This window comes from Negativicoccus succinicivorans (assembly GCF_018373335.1).
Classification (GTDB): Bacteria; Bacillota; Negativicutes; order Veillonellales; family Negativicoccaceae; genus Negativicoccus; species Negativicoccus succinicivorans_A.
In genome coordinates this window covers 39,358-54,677 of the sequence record NZ_JAHAHH010000002.1, presented here as the reverse complement: position 1 = coordinate 54,677, position 15,320 = coordinate 39,358, and the positions used below count along the sequence as shown (strand labels likewise).

Here is a 15,320-nt window from a genome sequence, read left to right as displayed (position 1 = left end):
GATCTCATCACCGGCTTTCGTGACGTAAGAATTTAAGGCCATATTCTGTGCTTTAAATGGTGTCACACGATATCCGTCCTGCAACAAAATACGGCACAACGCTGTCGTTAAAATGCTTTTGCCCACATGCGAACTGGTACCTTGAAACATAATTGTTTTTGCCATGCGTCCTCCTTATTTGATCCGTTTCGGAATCCCGCAAAGCACAAATTCAACCCGTTGTGCTTGCGCAGCCAAGCGCTGATTGGCCAAACCGACTAAATCGCGATAGATTCGACTTAACGGATTATCCGGCACGATTCCCAGGCCTAATTCATCGGAAACAAAAATAAAGTCCTTGTCACTGGAAACAATCGTGTCGATAAGTTTTTGAATCTCCATTTCAACTGCTTCCGTAACGATCTGTAGGCGTTCTTTTGAGATGCTGTTTCCCGGAATCAGCTCCTCTTCCGTTAAACGGTCCATTAATAAATTATTTACATACATTGTAACACAGTCAAACAGATAGACCTCGCAAACTTCTATGATCTCTTTCAAAGATTTCGACTCAGGCGGATCATACATAAACGTTTGCCACGCATCGGGTCGACGTTCCTGGTGCCAACGTACCCGCAACGCCATTTCTTCATCCCAAACGCGGGCGGTTGCTATGTAGCCCTTGCTCACCGCCGAATGTTGCTCTAAAATCATTTCGGCATAAGCACTTTTACCGCTACGGGCACCGCCTAATATCATCGTAATGGATCCCACTCCTCTTCCTCCTTAATGGCGATCTTAAGTAAAATCAGCTATAATAATAGAAATAAATCAATGAGGTGAAATAAATGGCAGACAACAAGACTTACCGCGTAGATTTAATGCGCACGCTATGGCAACATACGTATCGCGCTACTATTTTTGATGCGAGCGATGCGTATGCCGCAACTATCCGAATCATTCTGGGCATCCCTTTGGATCGTGCAGAAGTTCCCGAAAACGCTCCGGAAGTCAAAGATTATATCACAGTATTGGTAGAAGATACTGTGATAAAACCGCAAGATATTATAGCGTTTGAAGAACAAATTACGCGTCTCATTATGGAAAAATCGGCAAGTGAAGAGTTTCAACCGACACACTGCCTGTTCTTCTATCCGAGTCCGGCCGAAACTTTACTTAAAGAACAGGAAGAACAGGAAAACGGTAAACCGGCAAATGACAAATAAAATAAAAAACAACTCCCTGTGGGAGTTGTTTTTTTATTTCAATTCTGACTCTGCACGTCCTAAAATATAGCATACATCGGAAAGACGATTTAAATAGCGAATATCGACTTCGTTAACCTCTTCGCCTTCTTCTGCATGCAATTTCCAGTAAGAGCGCTCCGCACGACGCACTACTGTTCTGGCAACATTTAGAAATGCTTCAGCCGCGGTTTCACCGGGAACTAAAAATTTAGTAAGCGGCTCCAGACGTGCATCGTACTTATCAATCATTTGTTCTAATTCTTCGACCCGTTCATCAGTAATGTCCGGATCTTTACCAAGGCTGGCCGTATCTGCCATCAGTATCCACAGATCTTTTTGCAGTGCGTAAATATCATCTTTGACTTCTTGTAGGTGGGCCGCTGCGCGAGCCATGCCTAAAACAGCCTGTGCTTCATCGATAATCCCGTACGTTTCGACACGAGTGCTGTATTTGGGAAGGCGTTGTCCTGTATATAACGCCGTCGTCCCTTTATCACCCGTTTTTGTGTATACCTTAGACATAATAGCCTCCTTACAGTTCCGGGAACCAGAGTGCGATTTCCTGTGCTGCCGTTTCCGGAGCGTCCGATGCATGCACAATGTTTTCATCAATCGATGTCGCAAAATCGCCACGAATCGAGCCCGGTACCGCTTCAATCGGATTCGTTGCACCATTGATTTGACGAACGGCTGCAATGGCATTTTCACCGCTGATTACCATTGCCAGCAACGGCCCCGACGTAATGAATTGAATCAAACCGTCAAAAAACGGTTTGCCCTCGTGTACAGCGTAATGCTTCTTCGCTAATTCCGACGAGATCTGTTCCATGCGAATGGCATCGATCGAAAGCCCTTTGCGTTCAAAACGCGAGATAACTTCGCCGCAGATTTTTTTCTGAACTCCGTCCGGCTTAACTAATACTAATGTTTTTTCCATTTACATCGCTCTCCTTTTGTTAAAAATAAAAGCCAAAGAGACCTTAGCCCGTCCTCTTTGGCTGATGTATCCTTGACACGGTACCTCTGACAAGGAGGGGACCAGTTAAGGTGGTCGGAACGACATGATTTGAACATGCGACCTCTACCACCCCAAGGTAGCGCTCTACCAAACTGAGCTACGTCCCGACATCTCATTATAGAATATTAATTTTGCGTCTCTTTGTCAAGGGGAATCAGCGCTACACCGTCGGCACAAACCGTGACAATATGCACTTGCGCCGCTTCCTCTTCACCAAATTTCATTTTCATGGCTTTCCCCACAGCAGTGGCATGATTCTCATCACTAACTGCCAATAAGGTGCTGCCTGAGCCGCTGATAGTCGATGCGTATGCGCCTGCCTGCAAAGCGGCTTTCAGTACTTCTTTGCCATGCGGAATGAGCGTCAGGCGGTACGGCACGTGCAAACGATCGGCAAATGCCGTTTGTAAAAGTTGAGGGCGTCGGTTCACTAATGCACCGATCAACGCGGCCGCTCCGGAAATGGTTTGAATCGCATCTTGCAACGAAACCGTCTGTGGCATAATCGCCCGCGCCTTTTGCGTCGATACTTCCGAGCGGGGCGATACGACTACAAAACGCCAGTCGGACGGCACAGAGAATTGGGAAATCTGCCAATCATCATCAATATGATGTGCTGAACAAAAGCCGCCCAAGAGACAAGGCGTAACATTATCAGGATGGCCTTCCAATGCCACCACCAGAGGCAAAAGTTCTTCTTTCGAACGCTGCAGGCCGGTAATTTGATTGGCTAAAAACACTCCGCCTACTACCGCCGCCGAAGAACTCCCCAAGCCTCTTGCCATGGGAATACGATGTTCCATAACCAGATGTCCGTGGGGTAAATCAACTCCGTAATGGGTAGCGAAAAACTTCATGCTCTTATAGAAAAGGTTCTGCTCGTTAAATACGAGCGTATCCGCTCCTTCCCCATGTATTTCACCGGTAAGAGCCCCCCTGCCAGGAATAAAGGTGACTTCATTATATAAGTCCAACGCCATTCCGAAGACATCGAAACCACACCCGAGATTTGCCGTCGTCGCCGGTACACGAATCTTAACGGTCGCCATTGCCGCTTTCCTCAAGCACTCGTAAAACATTGGCGATTTCACGTACGCAGTTCAAATTTTGCAACCTTGCCCTCACGTTTTGAACCGCCGTATCTCCTGCCGGGTAAACAACCATTACAATTTCCGCCGTCTCTTCCAAATTTCCTCGTTGCCACATTGTTTTTATGCTCACGCCGTCTTGTGCAAAGCATTGTGAAATCTCCGACAGAACGCCGGGTGCATTGTCAACAATAAGACGAAAATAGTACGACGACCGCAAAAAGTTGGGATCCATAAAATGTGCCGGATTATTCTCTTTCAGCCACGCATTTTTCCCAGTTGTATGATGGTGCAAGTGATCCGCAATTTCCAGCACATCGCCCAATACGGCACTGGCCGTCGGGTATGAACCGGCGCCTTTACCGTAAAACATGATATCATCAACCGCATTACCTACAATGTAGACAGCATTATACGCACCACGTACCGCGGCCAGCGGATGATCTTGTGGTACAAATGCAGGATATACCGCTGCCGCAACTCCCTCTGATTGTTGTCGGGCTACAGCCAATAATTTGATGACATAACCGAATTCTTTGGCAAACTGAATATCTTTACTGTCAATTGCTTCAATTCCCTCAACAGAAACGTCGTCGCTGGTCACATTGGCTCGGAAACCGATGGAGCTTAAAATAGCAATTTTGCGGGCGGCATCAAAACCGCCGACATCTGCAGTCGGATCCGCTTCAGCAAATCCCAGCTTTTGCGCATTCTCTAATGCATCCTGATACGACATGTTTTTTTCGGTCATTTCCGTAAGGATATAATTCGTAGTTCCGTTAATGATTCCGACAATTTCTGCAATTTGATTTGCCTTCAGCGATTTTTGCAAGGGTAATAAAATCGGAATACCGCCGCCGACACTGGCTTCGCACATAAAATCGGCAGCATTTTCAACGGCCGCAGAGACAATTTCAGGACCGTGCATCGAAACCAGATCTTTATTGGCGCTAACTACGCTTTTACCCCGCCGAAGAGCTTCCAAAATAAATTCTTTGGCCGGATGAATGCCGCCCATAACTTCAACCATAATCGAAATATCCGGATCATCCAAAATGTCATTGATATCATCCGTAATAGTCAGATCAGAGGGGATATTCAAATGACCGTATCCATCAACGTCTTTGACAAGAACGCGTTTAATTCGAATCGGGCTACCCAAATCTTCTTCGATAATCGCACGATTTTTTTCTAAGGTGTTTAAAACGCCGGATCCAACCGTCCCCAGTCCCAACAGACCAATATATATTGATTCCATCGCTGCCTCCTTATTCATGTCCAATTAAAGTTATTTCCTTAACGCCCTTAATCCGGCCGATGCGTTTGATAATATCCTCGACGCTTATCTTCATATGTCGAGTTTCAAATGACATCGTTACATTGGCGATATCCTGCAATGGAATTCCTTGATTAATGGTGATAATGCTTCCGTTTTCCCGTGCGATCAATTGTAATACGCGAGACAAGACTCCAGCCTCATGCGAAATCATGATGGAAACGCTAAACACCTTTCCTTGAATCGCCTCATAAAACGGTTCCACGCGATCTTTATACTTATAGTACGCACTGCGACTTAAATCCGCCATTTGCACAGCTTGATGAATCGTTTTCGCTTCGCCGTTGCTGAGAAGGTTTTTTACTTGAATCGTTTTTTTGATTGCTTCGGGCAATATACGTTCATCGACCAAATAAAACTGGGTATCTTTTGAGTTATCCACTGCGTTACTCCTCCAACCGCTGGGGTAAGTGTCCCGGATCTTGAGTCTTCCCCAATAAATATTTTTTCCCGAACAGAGTTAACATAAAATACATGCCTAAAAAGAATGGGATATACTCCGCTATAAAACGCCACATGACGGCAAGTAAACCTACCGTACCCCGAGGCACATATCCTTTAAACAAAAGTACAAAAAATCCTTCCGCAATACCGGTACCTCCCGGTGTCGGCGCAAAGTAAAGCATAAAATTCAAGACGATCATGCGCCCCAACAAGAATAAGTTGCTGACTGCGGTGTTACTATTCCAAAGCAAAGCCGGTAAGATTCCGTAAATACAACACAAGCTAAGTCCAGAGTAAAGAAAGACAAGGAACGTATCCCATGGACTATCTTTCATAATCTGTAAAGTAACGGTTAAATCATCCAGAAAACGCAAAAGTTTCCGAATACGTTGCTTGGAAAAACCGCAAGTGTGCAGCATAACAAATGTCCATTTTTTGCCAGAAGATCCGGAAAATAACCAAAACCCAAACAAACAAGCCAATAAAAAAGCTATCGCAATATAAAATAAAGTGCTGTTTCCTATATACGGAATATCCAAATGATCAAAGAAAAAGACAAACGGTAACGCAAACACCAAAAACAAAATCGAAAAAATGGTGCGAATGATAACGATCATACTGCTTTTAGCCACCGGTACGCCGATACTTCGCAAAATCAGTACTTGTGCAATGGCACCACCGGCAGCGCCGGGGGTCAGCAATCCCATAAAGTAGTTACCGAAAATCACCTGCATAATGCCGATCAGACGCACTTTATAACCGTTCATTGCCACAAGACGTTGCAAACGCAGACCGTCGAAATACATACCGACACTCCAAATTCCAAGCGCCAGTAAAATATTGGAAAAGGAAAAATACGTAAGTGCGTGCCAGGTAGTAAAGTCGATAGTAAAGTACACCGTGCAAAAGGTCACAATTGCAATCAGTGCAAACAATAAAATACCGTTACGGACGGTATGATTCATGCGCCGATCACTCCAAAATTGATTCTGTGAATGCCTTCATGCATCAATAATTCATAAACATCTGGCGAAGTTAACGCCTGGTACTCTTTTTCCCAATTATATTCCCAGCCATATTGAGCCCCCAACCGAATGTTGCTGCTCCCCGGATGGCACATCAGTTCGTGGAAGCCGCCTTGCAATTGCGGTAAAAGTTGTAACAATTTTCGTTCCGTCAAATGACCGCCGTCCATCATCCCCCAAAAATGATCCGTCGTCACCATCCCGGTAGCACGGATTTTACGTCGTGCCCGATTTGCTAACACGGTAAGACCCGTTTTTCCAAACAAACGACGCCAATCCGCAAGATGTTTACCGTAGCGAATATTTTCGGCCGGAATGCGCATCGCACGAATATGATATTTCTCACATAAGGTCAACACAATCGGTAAAACACGCGGCCAAACATGTAAGTGTTGATGTCCGTCAACATGCGTAATCGTTAAGCCTGTCTCGGAAATCTTAGCAAATTGGGCCGAAAGTTCCCTGTATACGTCGCTATAATCAATCTCGCCAGCCAAATCACGGCGAACAAATTCACCGTAATCAGGCAACAATTTGCCGTTTTTATCAAGCAAACTTTTTACTTCCGCCGGATCCGCCACCGGGTCTATCCCACCGACTAACGCAGTATGAATGCCCACTCCGAGTCGCGGTAATGTTTCTGCTACGGCGATTGCGTCTTCAAAAGCGGCGCCACCCGCCAATAGGGTAGTACTGGTAATAATTCCGTTTTGAAAACCGCGCGCTATCGCTTCATTTACAGACGGATGTAAACCAAAATCATCCGCGTTCACAATTAAAAATTTCATATTGGCTCCTTATCGATAACGATCAAACGTTGAGAAGTGCCATTTGCCGATCATTTGTAAGTCTTTTTGTGCATGTTTTTGTGCAAAACTTGCCAAGAACTGGCGCACCATAAACGATGCTCCTTTGGGAAGTTGCGTATGATACTTTTCTCCTAACGATGCCAGCGTATTTACAAATGCAGCACGGGCTAAGATAGATGCCATTGCCACGGCCGGATATCGTTCGCCACGCGGTGTCTGTAAAAGAGGCACGGTAATTTGCGCCGTCGCCCATTTTTTTTGCATTAGTTCTTCGCGAGCGAAACGATCCAAAATAATTTGCTCGGCAGGAAAACGCTGTAACAGTTTTTCGACATTAGAAAAATGCAAATCGGTCAAAAGATCATTCAAATTTTTGCCGTTTTTTTGATAAGCGGCATATTTTTCATTATATAATTGCGGAACAAGTATTGTGATTTCAGCTTGATCCTCATATTGATCCAGAAAACGTTGCGCTAATTTCGTAATTTGGAGATCGGTCAGTTCTTTACTGTCACGAACGCCCCATGATACTACTTCTCGAGCCTGATCCTTGGTAAGATACACGGCTGCGACAACAAGCGGTCCCAGTACATCCCCCTTACCGGATTCATCACAACCGATCACATGCGTGTCAATTACTTTTCTATCTTCCGTTGACGCTTTGGTTTTCTTCGCTTCCGCGCCAGACGAATTAAGATTGGTTGCCAGGGCTTCCAGTTCTTCTTTCCATTCAGGATCCTTGGTTTGGATCACCAGTCGGAAGCCTTTCTTACCGTGATAAGTGTTTAAAATTGCCGTCTTTTCAGCGCGCACAACTTTCCACTGGATACCGTACGGGATCGTTTTTGTATTAGTTATTATTATATCATATTGCTTCAGACGCTGAGCCAATTTCTGACGCAGAGCATCCGGCGACTCATTTGGCAAGCCTATCTTCCCCTTTCATTTTCGCTTCCGCTTGCACTTGTCGTAATGGTATGTTTTGCGCTCGTGCAATACGGGCACAATCTTCATACTCCGGCTTACATTTATACTCGTTTCCCACGCGAGCGTACTTCACGCGCACCGATTCACCGTACAAGAAAATCTCTGTTTCTTGCATCGGTAAAACCGTTCGCTCACACGTAAATTCGCGTACTCCCCAACTGGTTGTTTCCTGCAAGATGAAGTCAACCAGCGCTTGCGATTGTTTTTCATCACAAAGCACACACAAGGTAACTGCCGGACGACTTTTTTTCATAACAATCGGGATATACCAAACGTCCAACGCACCTGCCGCCAAAAGTCGTTCCTGCACATAGGCAAGCGTTTCCGGCGTCATGTCATCCAGATTAGTCTCCAATTGTTTCATAACGGATCCTTTTCTCGGCAAATTGCTGCAGCCACTCGGGCAGCACCATAACCGTTATCAATATTCACCACTGCGACTTTATCTGCACAGCTGGTAAGCATCCCGAAAAGAGCCGTCATGCCGTTTTGCGCAACGCCATATCCTGCCGAAGTCGGCACGCCAATCACCGGAGCCGAAATTAGTCCGCTTATCACCGTAGGGAGCGCGCCCTCCATACCGGCAATCGCAATGCACACTTGCGCATCCTTCAGTTCTTTACAAACTGCCAGCAAGCGATGTATGCCCGCCACACCGCGGTCGTAATATGCTTTCGCGGGAATGCCTAAAAACTCAAGTGTTGCCACCGCTTCACGAGCTACACTTTCATCAGCGGCACCGGCGGTTACTACCGCCACAAAAGAACGTATAGTTTGATGGGAGCAGTGGCCGTACGCAAATACACGTCCAATCTCGTCCCATTTGGCTTGCGGTGCGAGTGTATGTAAATATTCGCCCATTTCCTTACTCAATCGAGTCAAAAGCAAGGGCTTGCTTTGATTTATTGCATATGAAAGTAACTCTGTAAGCTGTTCTTGCGTTTTTCCGCTGGCCAATACCACCTCGGGAAAGCCCTGTCGCTGAACGCGATTGTCATCCCAGCAAAGGCGATTAATATCCGTAAAACCATAATACTCCCGAATATTTTTTTCCAATTCAGTCAGATCAAGGGCATTATTTTTCCATGCTTTTAGCCAATTTCCGAGAGGTTCCGTCATAGCCTGTCCCTTTCCTCACCAAGCGATGATGAAATAAAATAATCGCTGCCGCCATGGCTACATTAAGTGATTCTACAGTAGGCGATATCGGAATGTGGAAACGCGCATCGGCCTGCTGTAAAATTTCTTCAGGAATGCCTTTACCTTCGTTACCGAAAAGCCAAAAAACATTACGCTGTGAAGGCATCGTTTCATACGATACACTTTCACCAAGTGTGGTAGCCCAAAGCGGCATCTGCCGTTTGCGGGCCGCATCATATAAATCTTTCGGAACAATCTGCTGCACCACAGGAATTTGTAAAATAGTCCCCATGGAACTGCGCACGACTTTATCGTTAAATAAATCGACAGTGCCTTTCGTTGTCCAAACGGCAGCACACTCCGCCGCTGCCGCAAGGCGGACTATTGTCCCCGCATTTCCGGGATCCTGCACACCGCACAATACTGCAATGGGACCTGATTTTGTGTCTGTTTCCTTCGGTAAGCTTGCTATTTTTACAACTGCTGCAATTTCCTGACTGGATTCCGTTTGCGCGAGTACTTTGAACATCTTCGAAGACACTATAAAAAGAGGCGTCTTTTCCGCTATGGTAAGCCCACTCATCTGCAGACCCGTCTCGGTAGCCCAGATCTCATATTGCAAATCGGCCGATTGCAATATGACCTCCACAGCACGTGCACCTTCCACCAGAAAAGCGCCGTACTGCTCACGATATTTACGTTGTGATAGCGCACATACCCGTTTCCAATGCGGATTTTGTAAGCTGGAAATTTCTTTTTTCACGATTCCAACAACTCCCGAAAGTATCCTGATGTATTGGCCAATTCCTGATAGGTGCCGGTCTGAATAATCCGACCTTCCCGAAATACATAAATACGGTCCGCATTCCGAATCGTCGACAAGCGGTGTGCAATCAAAAGAATCGTACGTTCACCGCGAATACCGGCTAGGGATTTTTGAATTCTTTCTTCCGTAGCGCTATCCATATTCGCAGTTGCTTCATCCAAAACCAGCACCGGATACCGTCGCGCCATCACACGAGCTAACGATAACAACTGTCGCTCTCCCGCCGAAAAAAAGCTCCCCAGATATCCCGCCTGGGTATAAATACCTTGCGGTAATTGTTGAATTTCGTCCCAAAGATTTACTTTTTGCAAAGCATGAATAATCCGTTCCGGTGTTAACGTCGGGTTATGTAAACTGATATTGTCCGCCACCGTGCCTTTAAACAAATGCTGATTTTGAAAAACGTAACCCAAGAGTGTACGTGTGGAGGTGATTGAATAATCTTCAATCGGTTTGCCGTTTAAAAGAATACGTCCCCGTTGCGGAATATACATACGCAATGCAAGCGACATCACTGTCGTTTTACCTGCCCCTGAAGTGCCGGCAATACCCACCAACTCTCCATTATCGACATAGAAGGAAACATCTTTCAGCACCCATTTTTCCTCGTCACCATAATGGAACCAGACATTCTCAAACTCCAAAGACCTGAACGGCTCTTCAAAATCCGGGCGATCGTCAATTTCCGTCACGCTCGTTTGCTCCCAAAGTTCGCCCACGCGATCGACGCCTGCCAAAGCAGACTGCAAGGTATTGTAGCGTTCTGCCATACCGCGAACCGGAGCAAAAAACTTCTCAATATACTGAATGAAAACAAACACGAGTGCCGCATCCGTAATATCGACGGCAAAATTGGTATAACCTAAAATCAGCACTACACAAATAAAATAAGTAAAATCGACAAACGGTCGAAAGACGGAAAATGTACGGACCTCCTGAATTCCTGCCGTGACATAGGCCTGATTAATCGTATCATACTCTTTAATGACTGCTTTTTCCGCATTGTATGATTTGACAATCATGACACCGCTCATCGCTTCCTGAATAAAACTGTTGGAAACTGAAATACAGGAACGCACTTTGCGATACGCGCGACGGCTGTATTGGCGGAAAATATATACCGCAATTCCCAGTAAAATCATTACTGTCAAAGATGCCAAGGCGAGGCGCATATGCATTTGCAGCAAAATTACAATGATGCCGACCATCATTAAAAAGTCACCGCAAAAAGGAATTAAAACCTCAATAAAAAGAGCGCGAATCGCATCTGTGTCATTCGTTACCTTGGTGACTAAATTACCGGTTTTGTAGCGTTTCAGCGAACTTTCCGACTGCACTAAAATGCGTTCGAAAACGTTTTGACGAATACGATAAATAATATTTTGCCCCACATATTGCAAAGAAAAATTCAACGCATATAAAAGTCCGACGCTTAGAAATACTGTTGTCAAATACAACCAACCGACCCTGTATAAAGCATTAAGATCTTTCACGGGAAATATATCGCTAATCGCGTATTTTAATAAGTACGGACGCAACAGATCGAGTCCCACTGTCACCGCTACCAGTATTCCGGTCAATACCCACCAACCATAATACGGTTTTGCATAATTAAACAAGAGCCGGAGTTGCTTCAAATCTCGGCGATTTTTTCGTTGTTTATTCGCCATCGCTTATGCCTCCTGCTGATGATATAAAACGTAATACTCGCCGTGCCGATTCCACAGTTCCTCATGAGTGCCCTGTTCAACGATGTGTCCATCTTTAAAAACGAAGATAATATCAGCATCACGCAAGGCATCAATGCGCTGGGAAATAAAAAGGATCGTATATTTTCGACGCAGTTTTAAAATACTTTCCTCAATCATCGCAGCCGTTTGAAAATCGAGTGCCGAAAAAACATCATCCAAAAGCAACAAGGGGGCCCGTTTATATAAAGCACGAGCAATTCCGATACGCTGTCGTTGTCCTCCGGAGAGATCCGTACCTGCCTCCTGCAATTTGCTGCTTGGCCCCTGTAAACGATCCTGCAAAGAAAGTGAAATCGCCGTATCATCCATTAACTGTTGGACATAATCCATATCCTGCTCCTGCGCGGGTGCGGGAAAAGTGATATTGTCAGCCACTGTTTTTGAAAAAAGAATTTGCTCCTGCGGAACAAACCCGCTCAGCGCGCGCAAGTCTTCTAAACAGTACGAACGCACATCTTTGTCATTAATAAACAACGTACCTGCCGGCGGATTGTACAAGCGAAGCAACAATTTGAAAAATGTAGTCTTGCCGCTGCCCGGTGCGCCAACGAGCCCAACAAATGCCCCTTCGGGAATAGTTAGATTCACATCGCAAAGCGCCGGTATGTCCGCTTCGGGATAGGTAAAGGTAAGATGTTCTGCGCGAACCTTTGCTTGTGCAGGCACACTGTCTCGATGGCCCGTGCAGTCATCCGTTGCCTGTTCTTCCGGCCATTCAAAATACTCGCGCAAACGATCATATGAGCCCAAAGCCCGATTCATAACTGCAATCAAGCCACCGACTCCCATCGTGGCCATAATCAACATACCGATATACCCGTTAATAGCTACAAAATCACCGACGGAAATTTCATCGTTGATAACCAGTCTGCCACAAATAAAAAGTGAAACTGCATAGCAAATCATCGGTAAAATACGCATCATCGGTATAAATATCGCTTGCACGCGGGCAAGTGATAAGTTGCCCTGCATATTTTCTTCATTTAATGTTGCAAAATATCGTGCCACGGATGCTTCTTCGACAAGACTTTTAATGATAGGCAAGCCGAGAAACAGTTCTTGCGTATATTCGGTCAGATTACTGAATAGGTCCTGCACATGACGAAACCGTTTACGTACCACACGTCCGAGCAAAACTGCAGCCAGCAAAATCAACGGCATCGGCAATAAAACACGCGCCGCCAACTCTAATGTAATTTGACTTGCCATCATCCAAAGCGCCAAACCGTTTAGAAAGATCGCATCAACCAAAAGCAGCATCCCTAAACCGAATGCAATTCGGATCGACGTTACGTCATTGATAAGTAAAGCCATGATTTTGCCGGGACCATGTTTTTCGTAAAATTGCACCGGTAATCGGATGGATTTTTTGACAATTGCATCTCGCATCAAATATTCACTTTTGCGCATTTGACCGAGAATACAAAGGCGGTAGCCAAATTTGCACACTAAAATTGCCAGCCCCAACAGCAAAATATTGCCCACATAGCTGGCAAGATGTGTCTTCCCTAAACTGATATCATCTATCGCGGCCCCCAGTAATTTGGGCACCCATAATTGCAATGCATCTACTGCAATTAAAAGTAGAATACCCAAAAAGTAGACCGGAAAATGCGGCCATAAAAACCGTTTGAAAAATTGTCGATAATTCATTATTCACTCCTTACGTACAGTTATTGTAACATATTCCTTATGCATCTATTAAAAAGAAGCCGAGACGCTGTCTCGGCTTCTTTTTAATGCTAAAAAATATTTTCTTTATAAGTATGGTAAAGATCATCCAGCTCCTGCAACTTTTTATCCATTTCAATCTGCATTGCAGAGGCCTGATCATAATCGCCCTCCACCAGCAACGAGCGAATTTGTGTAAAAATACTCTTTTTTCCAATATCGTCTTTCGCAAGTTCATTACGACGGGAAACAATTTCTTCCCAACGCTTACGATCTAACTCGTTATCCGCCGGTAATTCTCTATATGAGCACAAACGGTGCATTGCTTCATTAATAATTCGATTGTGCAATTCCAGTTTCCAACGGTTGACGACCCCTGTCAAAAACGATTCCATCAGTCGCTTCGAGAACGCATCTCCTGCCGCTAAAGCCTCCTGCTTACCAGGATTCTCGCGCAACATTTTGATATTTTCCCAAACGGTTGCCGGCGGACGCGAGAAATGATGCTGACGTTCCTCTTCGGTGAACATTTCAAAGACATCTTCTTCACTGCGATACGCCCGATCTTTTTCCAAATAATCGGCGTTATCTCCCGGGGCTTTCGACAATTCTGCCAACAACTCCTCCGTTGTTTTACCGCTCGTCACCGCATATTTAATGCCGTCCAGTGCGGCAAGGTAGCACAGGGCAATGCAAGTATATGTATTCGTGTACGGATTCGGTGCACGCAACTCAAAGCGAGTAGCCAGCGGATTTTTAAGATCACGAATCAAACCAATCAAAATAGTACGATTTCGCGACGGAATCGCCGGTGCCTGACCAAGGGATGTAACAATACAAACCGGCGCTTCAAATCCCGGCTGTAACCGATTTAACGCATCCGTTGTGGAGCTGATAAACGGATTCATTGCTTCGTAGTTTTTCAAAATTCCCATGATCGCACCGTAACCGAGTACGCTAACAAAGTCTTCATTCATATCTTTCGGCGCAAACAGGTTGACCACCTTACCCGATTTCATTTTCGCAGACAGACCGATATGCGTATGTTTACCGCTACCGGCGACACCGTGAATCGGTTTCGCTTTAAAAGTGACTTCCAAACCGTGTTTACGAAATGTTTCGCGAATAATAATACGCGCTTCCAATTCGTTATCCGCAGTCTGCAGCGGACTGGACGAGAATTTCCAGTCAATTTCCAATTGCTCTAGAATGTTTATAAGACGCCCGTTGTCATCAATGCGCGGTTTTACACCACCCACTTCTTTATGACCCATTTCAGGCTGTAAGCCTAATTTTTTCAACAGCTCAATGGATTCTTCCATCGCGGTGCGAACCGCTCCGTGGGTTCGTTGCCAGTATTGTTCTTTCATTCGTTGCGAAACCGATAATGCACGGCTGTCGATCGGCTGACTCGGCGTTTTGACCCAAAATTCGAGTTCGGTCGCCGTTGTAAACAAAAGCTCGTCAATCTCTTTAACATTAATATGTTCCATCCCCGGAACCGCATGCGTCGAAAGTAAATTCAAAATTTCTTCTTCAACATACGCAATACTTCGTTTCAAAATCGAACGGGCATCCACCATTTCTTCATTATGAATTAAAAAGGCCGGGATTCGGAGTGTCCCGATCGGCTTTCCCGTTTGCGGATCCAGATGATCGTAATTGTAATCGACCACCCAATTTACATCCGGGTCGGCGATCATATCGATTCGAGCATTATTCAGTGTAGCAATCGTGGGGAGAACCACCGATGAGCCATCGGTTTGTACTGCATCGCCGGAGAAAAAGTCATTATAATTTTTAAAAAACAATTCAATTGGAATACGTTCATCGGTATCGTTGCCGGCCATATCAATCCCGACAATGGAAACGTATTGAATCTCGGGATACTGTGCTAATAGCGACAATACGCCTTCTTTACCGTATTTACCTGCGGGAATGACATAAAGCAGTTCTTCATCGCGTAACATGTTCATTTGCTTCCTCCTCAATAAAAAGACCT

The 15,320-nt window shown here is 45.3% G+C and carries 16 protein-coding genes, 1 tRNA gene and 1 pseudogene; 1 reads left to right on the top strand and 17 read right to left on the bottom strand.

Going from position 1 to position 15,320, the window contains the following annotated elements:
• Positions 1 to 165 (bottom strand): annotated as a pseudogene (locus KH813_RS00570) (cobyric acid synthase CobQ); the annotation flags it as partial.
• Between the two features lie 9 nt (positions 166 to 174).
• Positions 175 to 750, bottom strand: coding sequence for a bifunctional adenosylcobinamide kinase/adenosylcobinamide-phosphate guanylyltransferase (cobU, locus tag KH813_RS00565; protein WP_303991883.1), 576 nt, complete (start codon positions 748 to 750; stop codon positions 175 to 177).
• Between the two features lie 74 nt (positions 751 to 824).
• Between cobU and KH813_RS00560 the strand changes: the two genes are divergently transcribed.
• Positions 825 to 1,202: a hypothetical protein gene (locus tag KH813_RS00560; protein ID WP_303991882.1), complete on the top strand. Its 378-nt coding sequence runs from the start codon at positions 825 to 827 to the stop codon at positions 1,200 to 1,202.
• Positions 1,203 to 1,235: 33 nt separating this feature from the next.
• On the opposite strand, the gene KH813_RS00555 is transcribed toward KH813_RS00560, so the two are convergent.
• From KH813_RS00555 to KH813_RS00485, 15 genes are all read right to left on the bottom strand, one after another.
• Positions 1,236 to 1,748 (bottom strand): cob(I)yrinic acid a,c-diamide adenosyltransferase, encoded by a 513-nt coding sequence (locus tag KH813_RS00555; RefSeq protein ID WP_303991894.1) that lies wholly within the window; start codon positions 1,746 to 1,748, stop codon positions 1,236 to 1,238.
• Positions 1,749 to 1,755: 7 nt separating this feature from the next.
• Positions 1,756 to 2,160, bottom strand: coding sequence for a nucleoside-diphosphate kinase (gene ndk, locus KH813_RS00550; protein ID WP_303991881.1), 405 nt, complete (start codon positions 2,158 to 2,160; stop codon positions 1,756 to 1,758).
• 111 nt (positions 2,161 to 2,271) lie between these two features.
• Positions 2,272 to 2,348: transfer RNA gene (locus tag KH813_RS00545), tRNA-Pro, on the bottom strand.
• An 18-nt stretch (positions 2,349 to 2,366) separates the two neighbouring features.
• Positions 2,367 to 3,290: a homoserine kinase gene (thrB, locus tag KH813_RS00540; RefSeq protein ID WP_303991879.1), complete on the bottom strand. Its 924-nt coding sequence runs from the start codon at positions 3,288 to 3,290 to the stop codon at positions 2,367 to 2,369.
• Positions 3,277 to 4,587 carry a homoserine dehydrogenase gene (locus KH813_RS00535; protein ID WP_303991878.1) on the bottom strand — a complete coding sequence of 437 codons (1,311 nt, stop codon included), beginning with the start codon at positions 4,585 to 4,587 and terminating at the stop codon, positions 3,277 to 3,279. The genes thrB and KH813_RS00535 overlap by 14 nt, the downstream gene beginning before the upstream one ends.
• A 10-nt stretch (positions 4,588 to 4,597) precedes the next feature.
• A complete protein-coding gene (locus KH813_RS00530; protein WP_303991876.1) occupies positions 4,598 to 5,047 on the bottom strand; it encodes an ACT domain-containing protein in 450 nt (149 codons plus the stop codon).
• A 4-nt stretch (positions 5,048 to 5,051) separates the two neighbouring features.
• A complete protein-coding gene (locus tag KH813_RS00525; RefSeq protein ID WP_303991875.1) occupies positions 5,052 to 6,074 on the bottom strand; it encodes a lysylphosphatidylglycerol synthase transmembrane domain-containing protein in 1,023 nt (340 codons plus the stop codon).
• Positions 6,071 to 6,922: a ChbG/HpnK family deacetylase gene (locus KH813_RS00520; RefSeq protein WP_303991873.1), complete on the bottom strand. Its 852-nt coding sequence runs from the start codon at positions 6,920 to 6,922 to the stop codon at positions 6,071 to 6,073. Before KH813_RS00520 ends, KH813_RS00525 begins: the two co-directional genes overlap by 4 nt.
• A gap of 9 nt (positions 6,923 to 6,931) precedes the next feature.
• On the bottom strand, positions 6,932 to 7,870 hold the full coding sequence (locus KH813_RS00515; RefSeq protein ID WP_303991872.1) for a ribonuclease HIII: 939 nt from the start codon (positions 7,868 to 7,870) through the stop codon (positions 6,932 to 6,934).
• On the bottom strand, positions 7,860 to 8,294 hold the full coding sequence (gene larC, locus KH813_RS00510) for a nickel insertion protein (RefSeq protein WP_303991871.1): 435 nt from the start codon (positions 8,292 to 8,294) through the stop codon (positions 7,860 to 7,862). Before larC ends, KH813_RS00515 begins: the two co-directional genes overlap by 11 nt.
• Positions 8,291 to 9,049: a nickel pincer cofactor biosynthesis protein LarB gene (gene larB / locus KH813_RS00505; protein WP_303991870.1), complete on the bottom strand. Its 759-nt coding sequence runs from the start codon at positions 9,047 to 9,049 to the stop codon at positions 8,291 to 8,293. The genes larC and larB overlap by 4 nt, the downstream gene beginning before the upstream one ends.
• The gene (locus KH813_RS00500; RefSeq protein WP_303991867.1) at positions 9,006 to 9,833 is read right to left on the bottom strand and encodes an RNA methyltransferase; all 828 of its coding nucleotides are present in this window, start codon (positions 9,831 to 9,833) and stop codon (positions 9,006 to 9,008) included. Before KH813_RS00500 ends, larB begins: the two co-directional genes overlap by 44 nt.
• A complete protein-coding gene (locus KH813_RS00495) occupies positions 9,830 to 11,566 on the bottom strand; it encodes an ABC transporter ATP-binding protein (RefSeq protein ID WP_303991865.1) in 1,737 nt (578 codons plus the stop codon). The genes KH813_RS00500 and KH813_RS00495 overlap by 4 nt, the downstream gene beginning before the upstream one ends.
• Before the next feature lie 3 nt (positions 11,567 to 11,569).
• A complete protein-coding gene (locus KH813_RS00490; RefSeq protein WP_303991862.1) occupies positions 11,570 to 13,300 on the bottom strand; it encodes an ABC transporter ATP-binding protein in 1,731 nt (576 codons plus the stop codon).
• 89 nt (positions 13,301 to 13,389) lie between these two features.
• Positions 13,390 to 15,288: a glutamine synthetase gene (locus KH813_RS00485; protein WP_303991892.1), complete on the bottom strand. Its 1,899-nt coding sequence runs from the start codon at positions 15,286 to 15,288 to the stop codon at positions 13,390 to 13,392.
• Between the last annotated feature and the right edge of the window lie 32 nt (positions 15,289 to 15,320).

Bases quoted from the DNA above. Each gene is read 5' to 3' on its own strand.
- larB (WP_303991870.1), bottom strand. From the start codon at position 9,049: ATGACGGAACCTCTCGGAAATTGGCTAAAAGCATGGAAAAATAATGCC.
- KH813_RS00485 (WP_303991892.1), bottom strand. From the start codon at position 15,288: ATGTTACGCGATGAAGAACTGCTTTATGTCATTCCCGCAGGTAAATAC.
- KH813_RS00520 (WP_303991873.1), bottom strand. From the start codon at position 6,922: ATGAAATTTTTAATTGTGAACGCGGATGATTTTGGTTTACATCCGTCT.
- thrB (WP_303991879.1), bottom strand. From the start codon at position 3,290: ATGGCGACCGTTAAGATTCGTGTACCGGCGACGACGGCAAATCTCGGG.
- KH813_RS00560 (WP_303991882.1), top strand. From the start codon at position 825: ATGGCAGACAACAAGACTTACCGCGTAGATTTAATGCGCACGCTATGG.
- KH813_RS00535 (WP_303991878.1), bottom strand. From the start codon at position 4,587: ATGGAATCAATATATATTGGTCTGTTGGGACTGGGGACGGTTGGATCC.
- ndk (WP_303991881.1), bottom strand. From the start codon at position 2,160: ATGGAAAAAACATTAGTATTAGTTAAGCCGGACGGAGTTCAGAAAAAA.
- KH813_RS00495 (WP_303991865.1), bottom strand. From the start codon at position 11,566: ATGGCGAATAAACAACGAAAAAATCGCCGAGATTTGAAGCAACTCCGG.
- KH813_RS00490 (WP_303991862.1), bottom strand. From the start codon at position 13,300: ATGAATTATCGACAATTTTTCAAACGGTTTTTATGGCCGCATTTTCCG.
- larC (WP_303991871.1), bottom strand. From the start codon at position 8,294: ATGAAACAATTGGAGACTAATCTGGATGACATGACGCCGGAAACGCTT.
- KH813_RS00525 (WP_303991875.1), bottom strand. From the start codon at position 6,074: ATGAATCATACCGTCCGTAACGGTATTTTATTGTTTGCACTGATTGCA.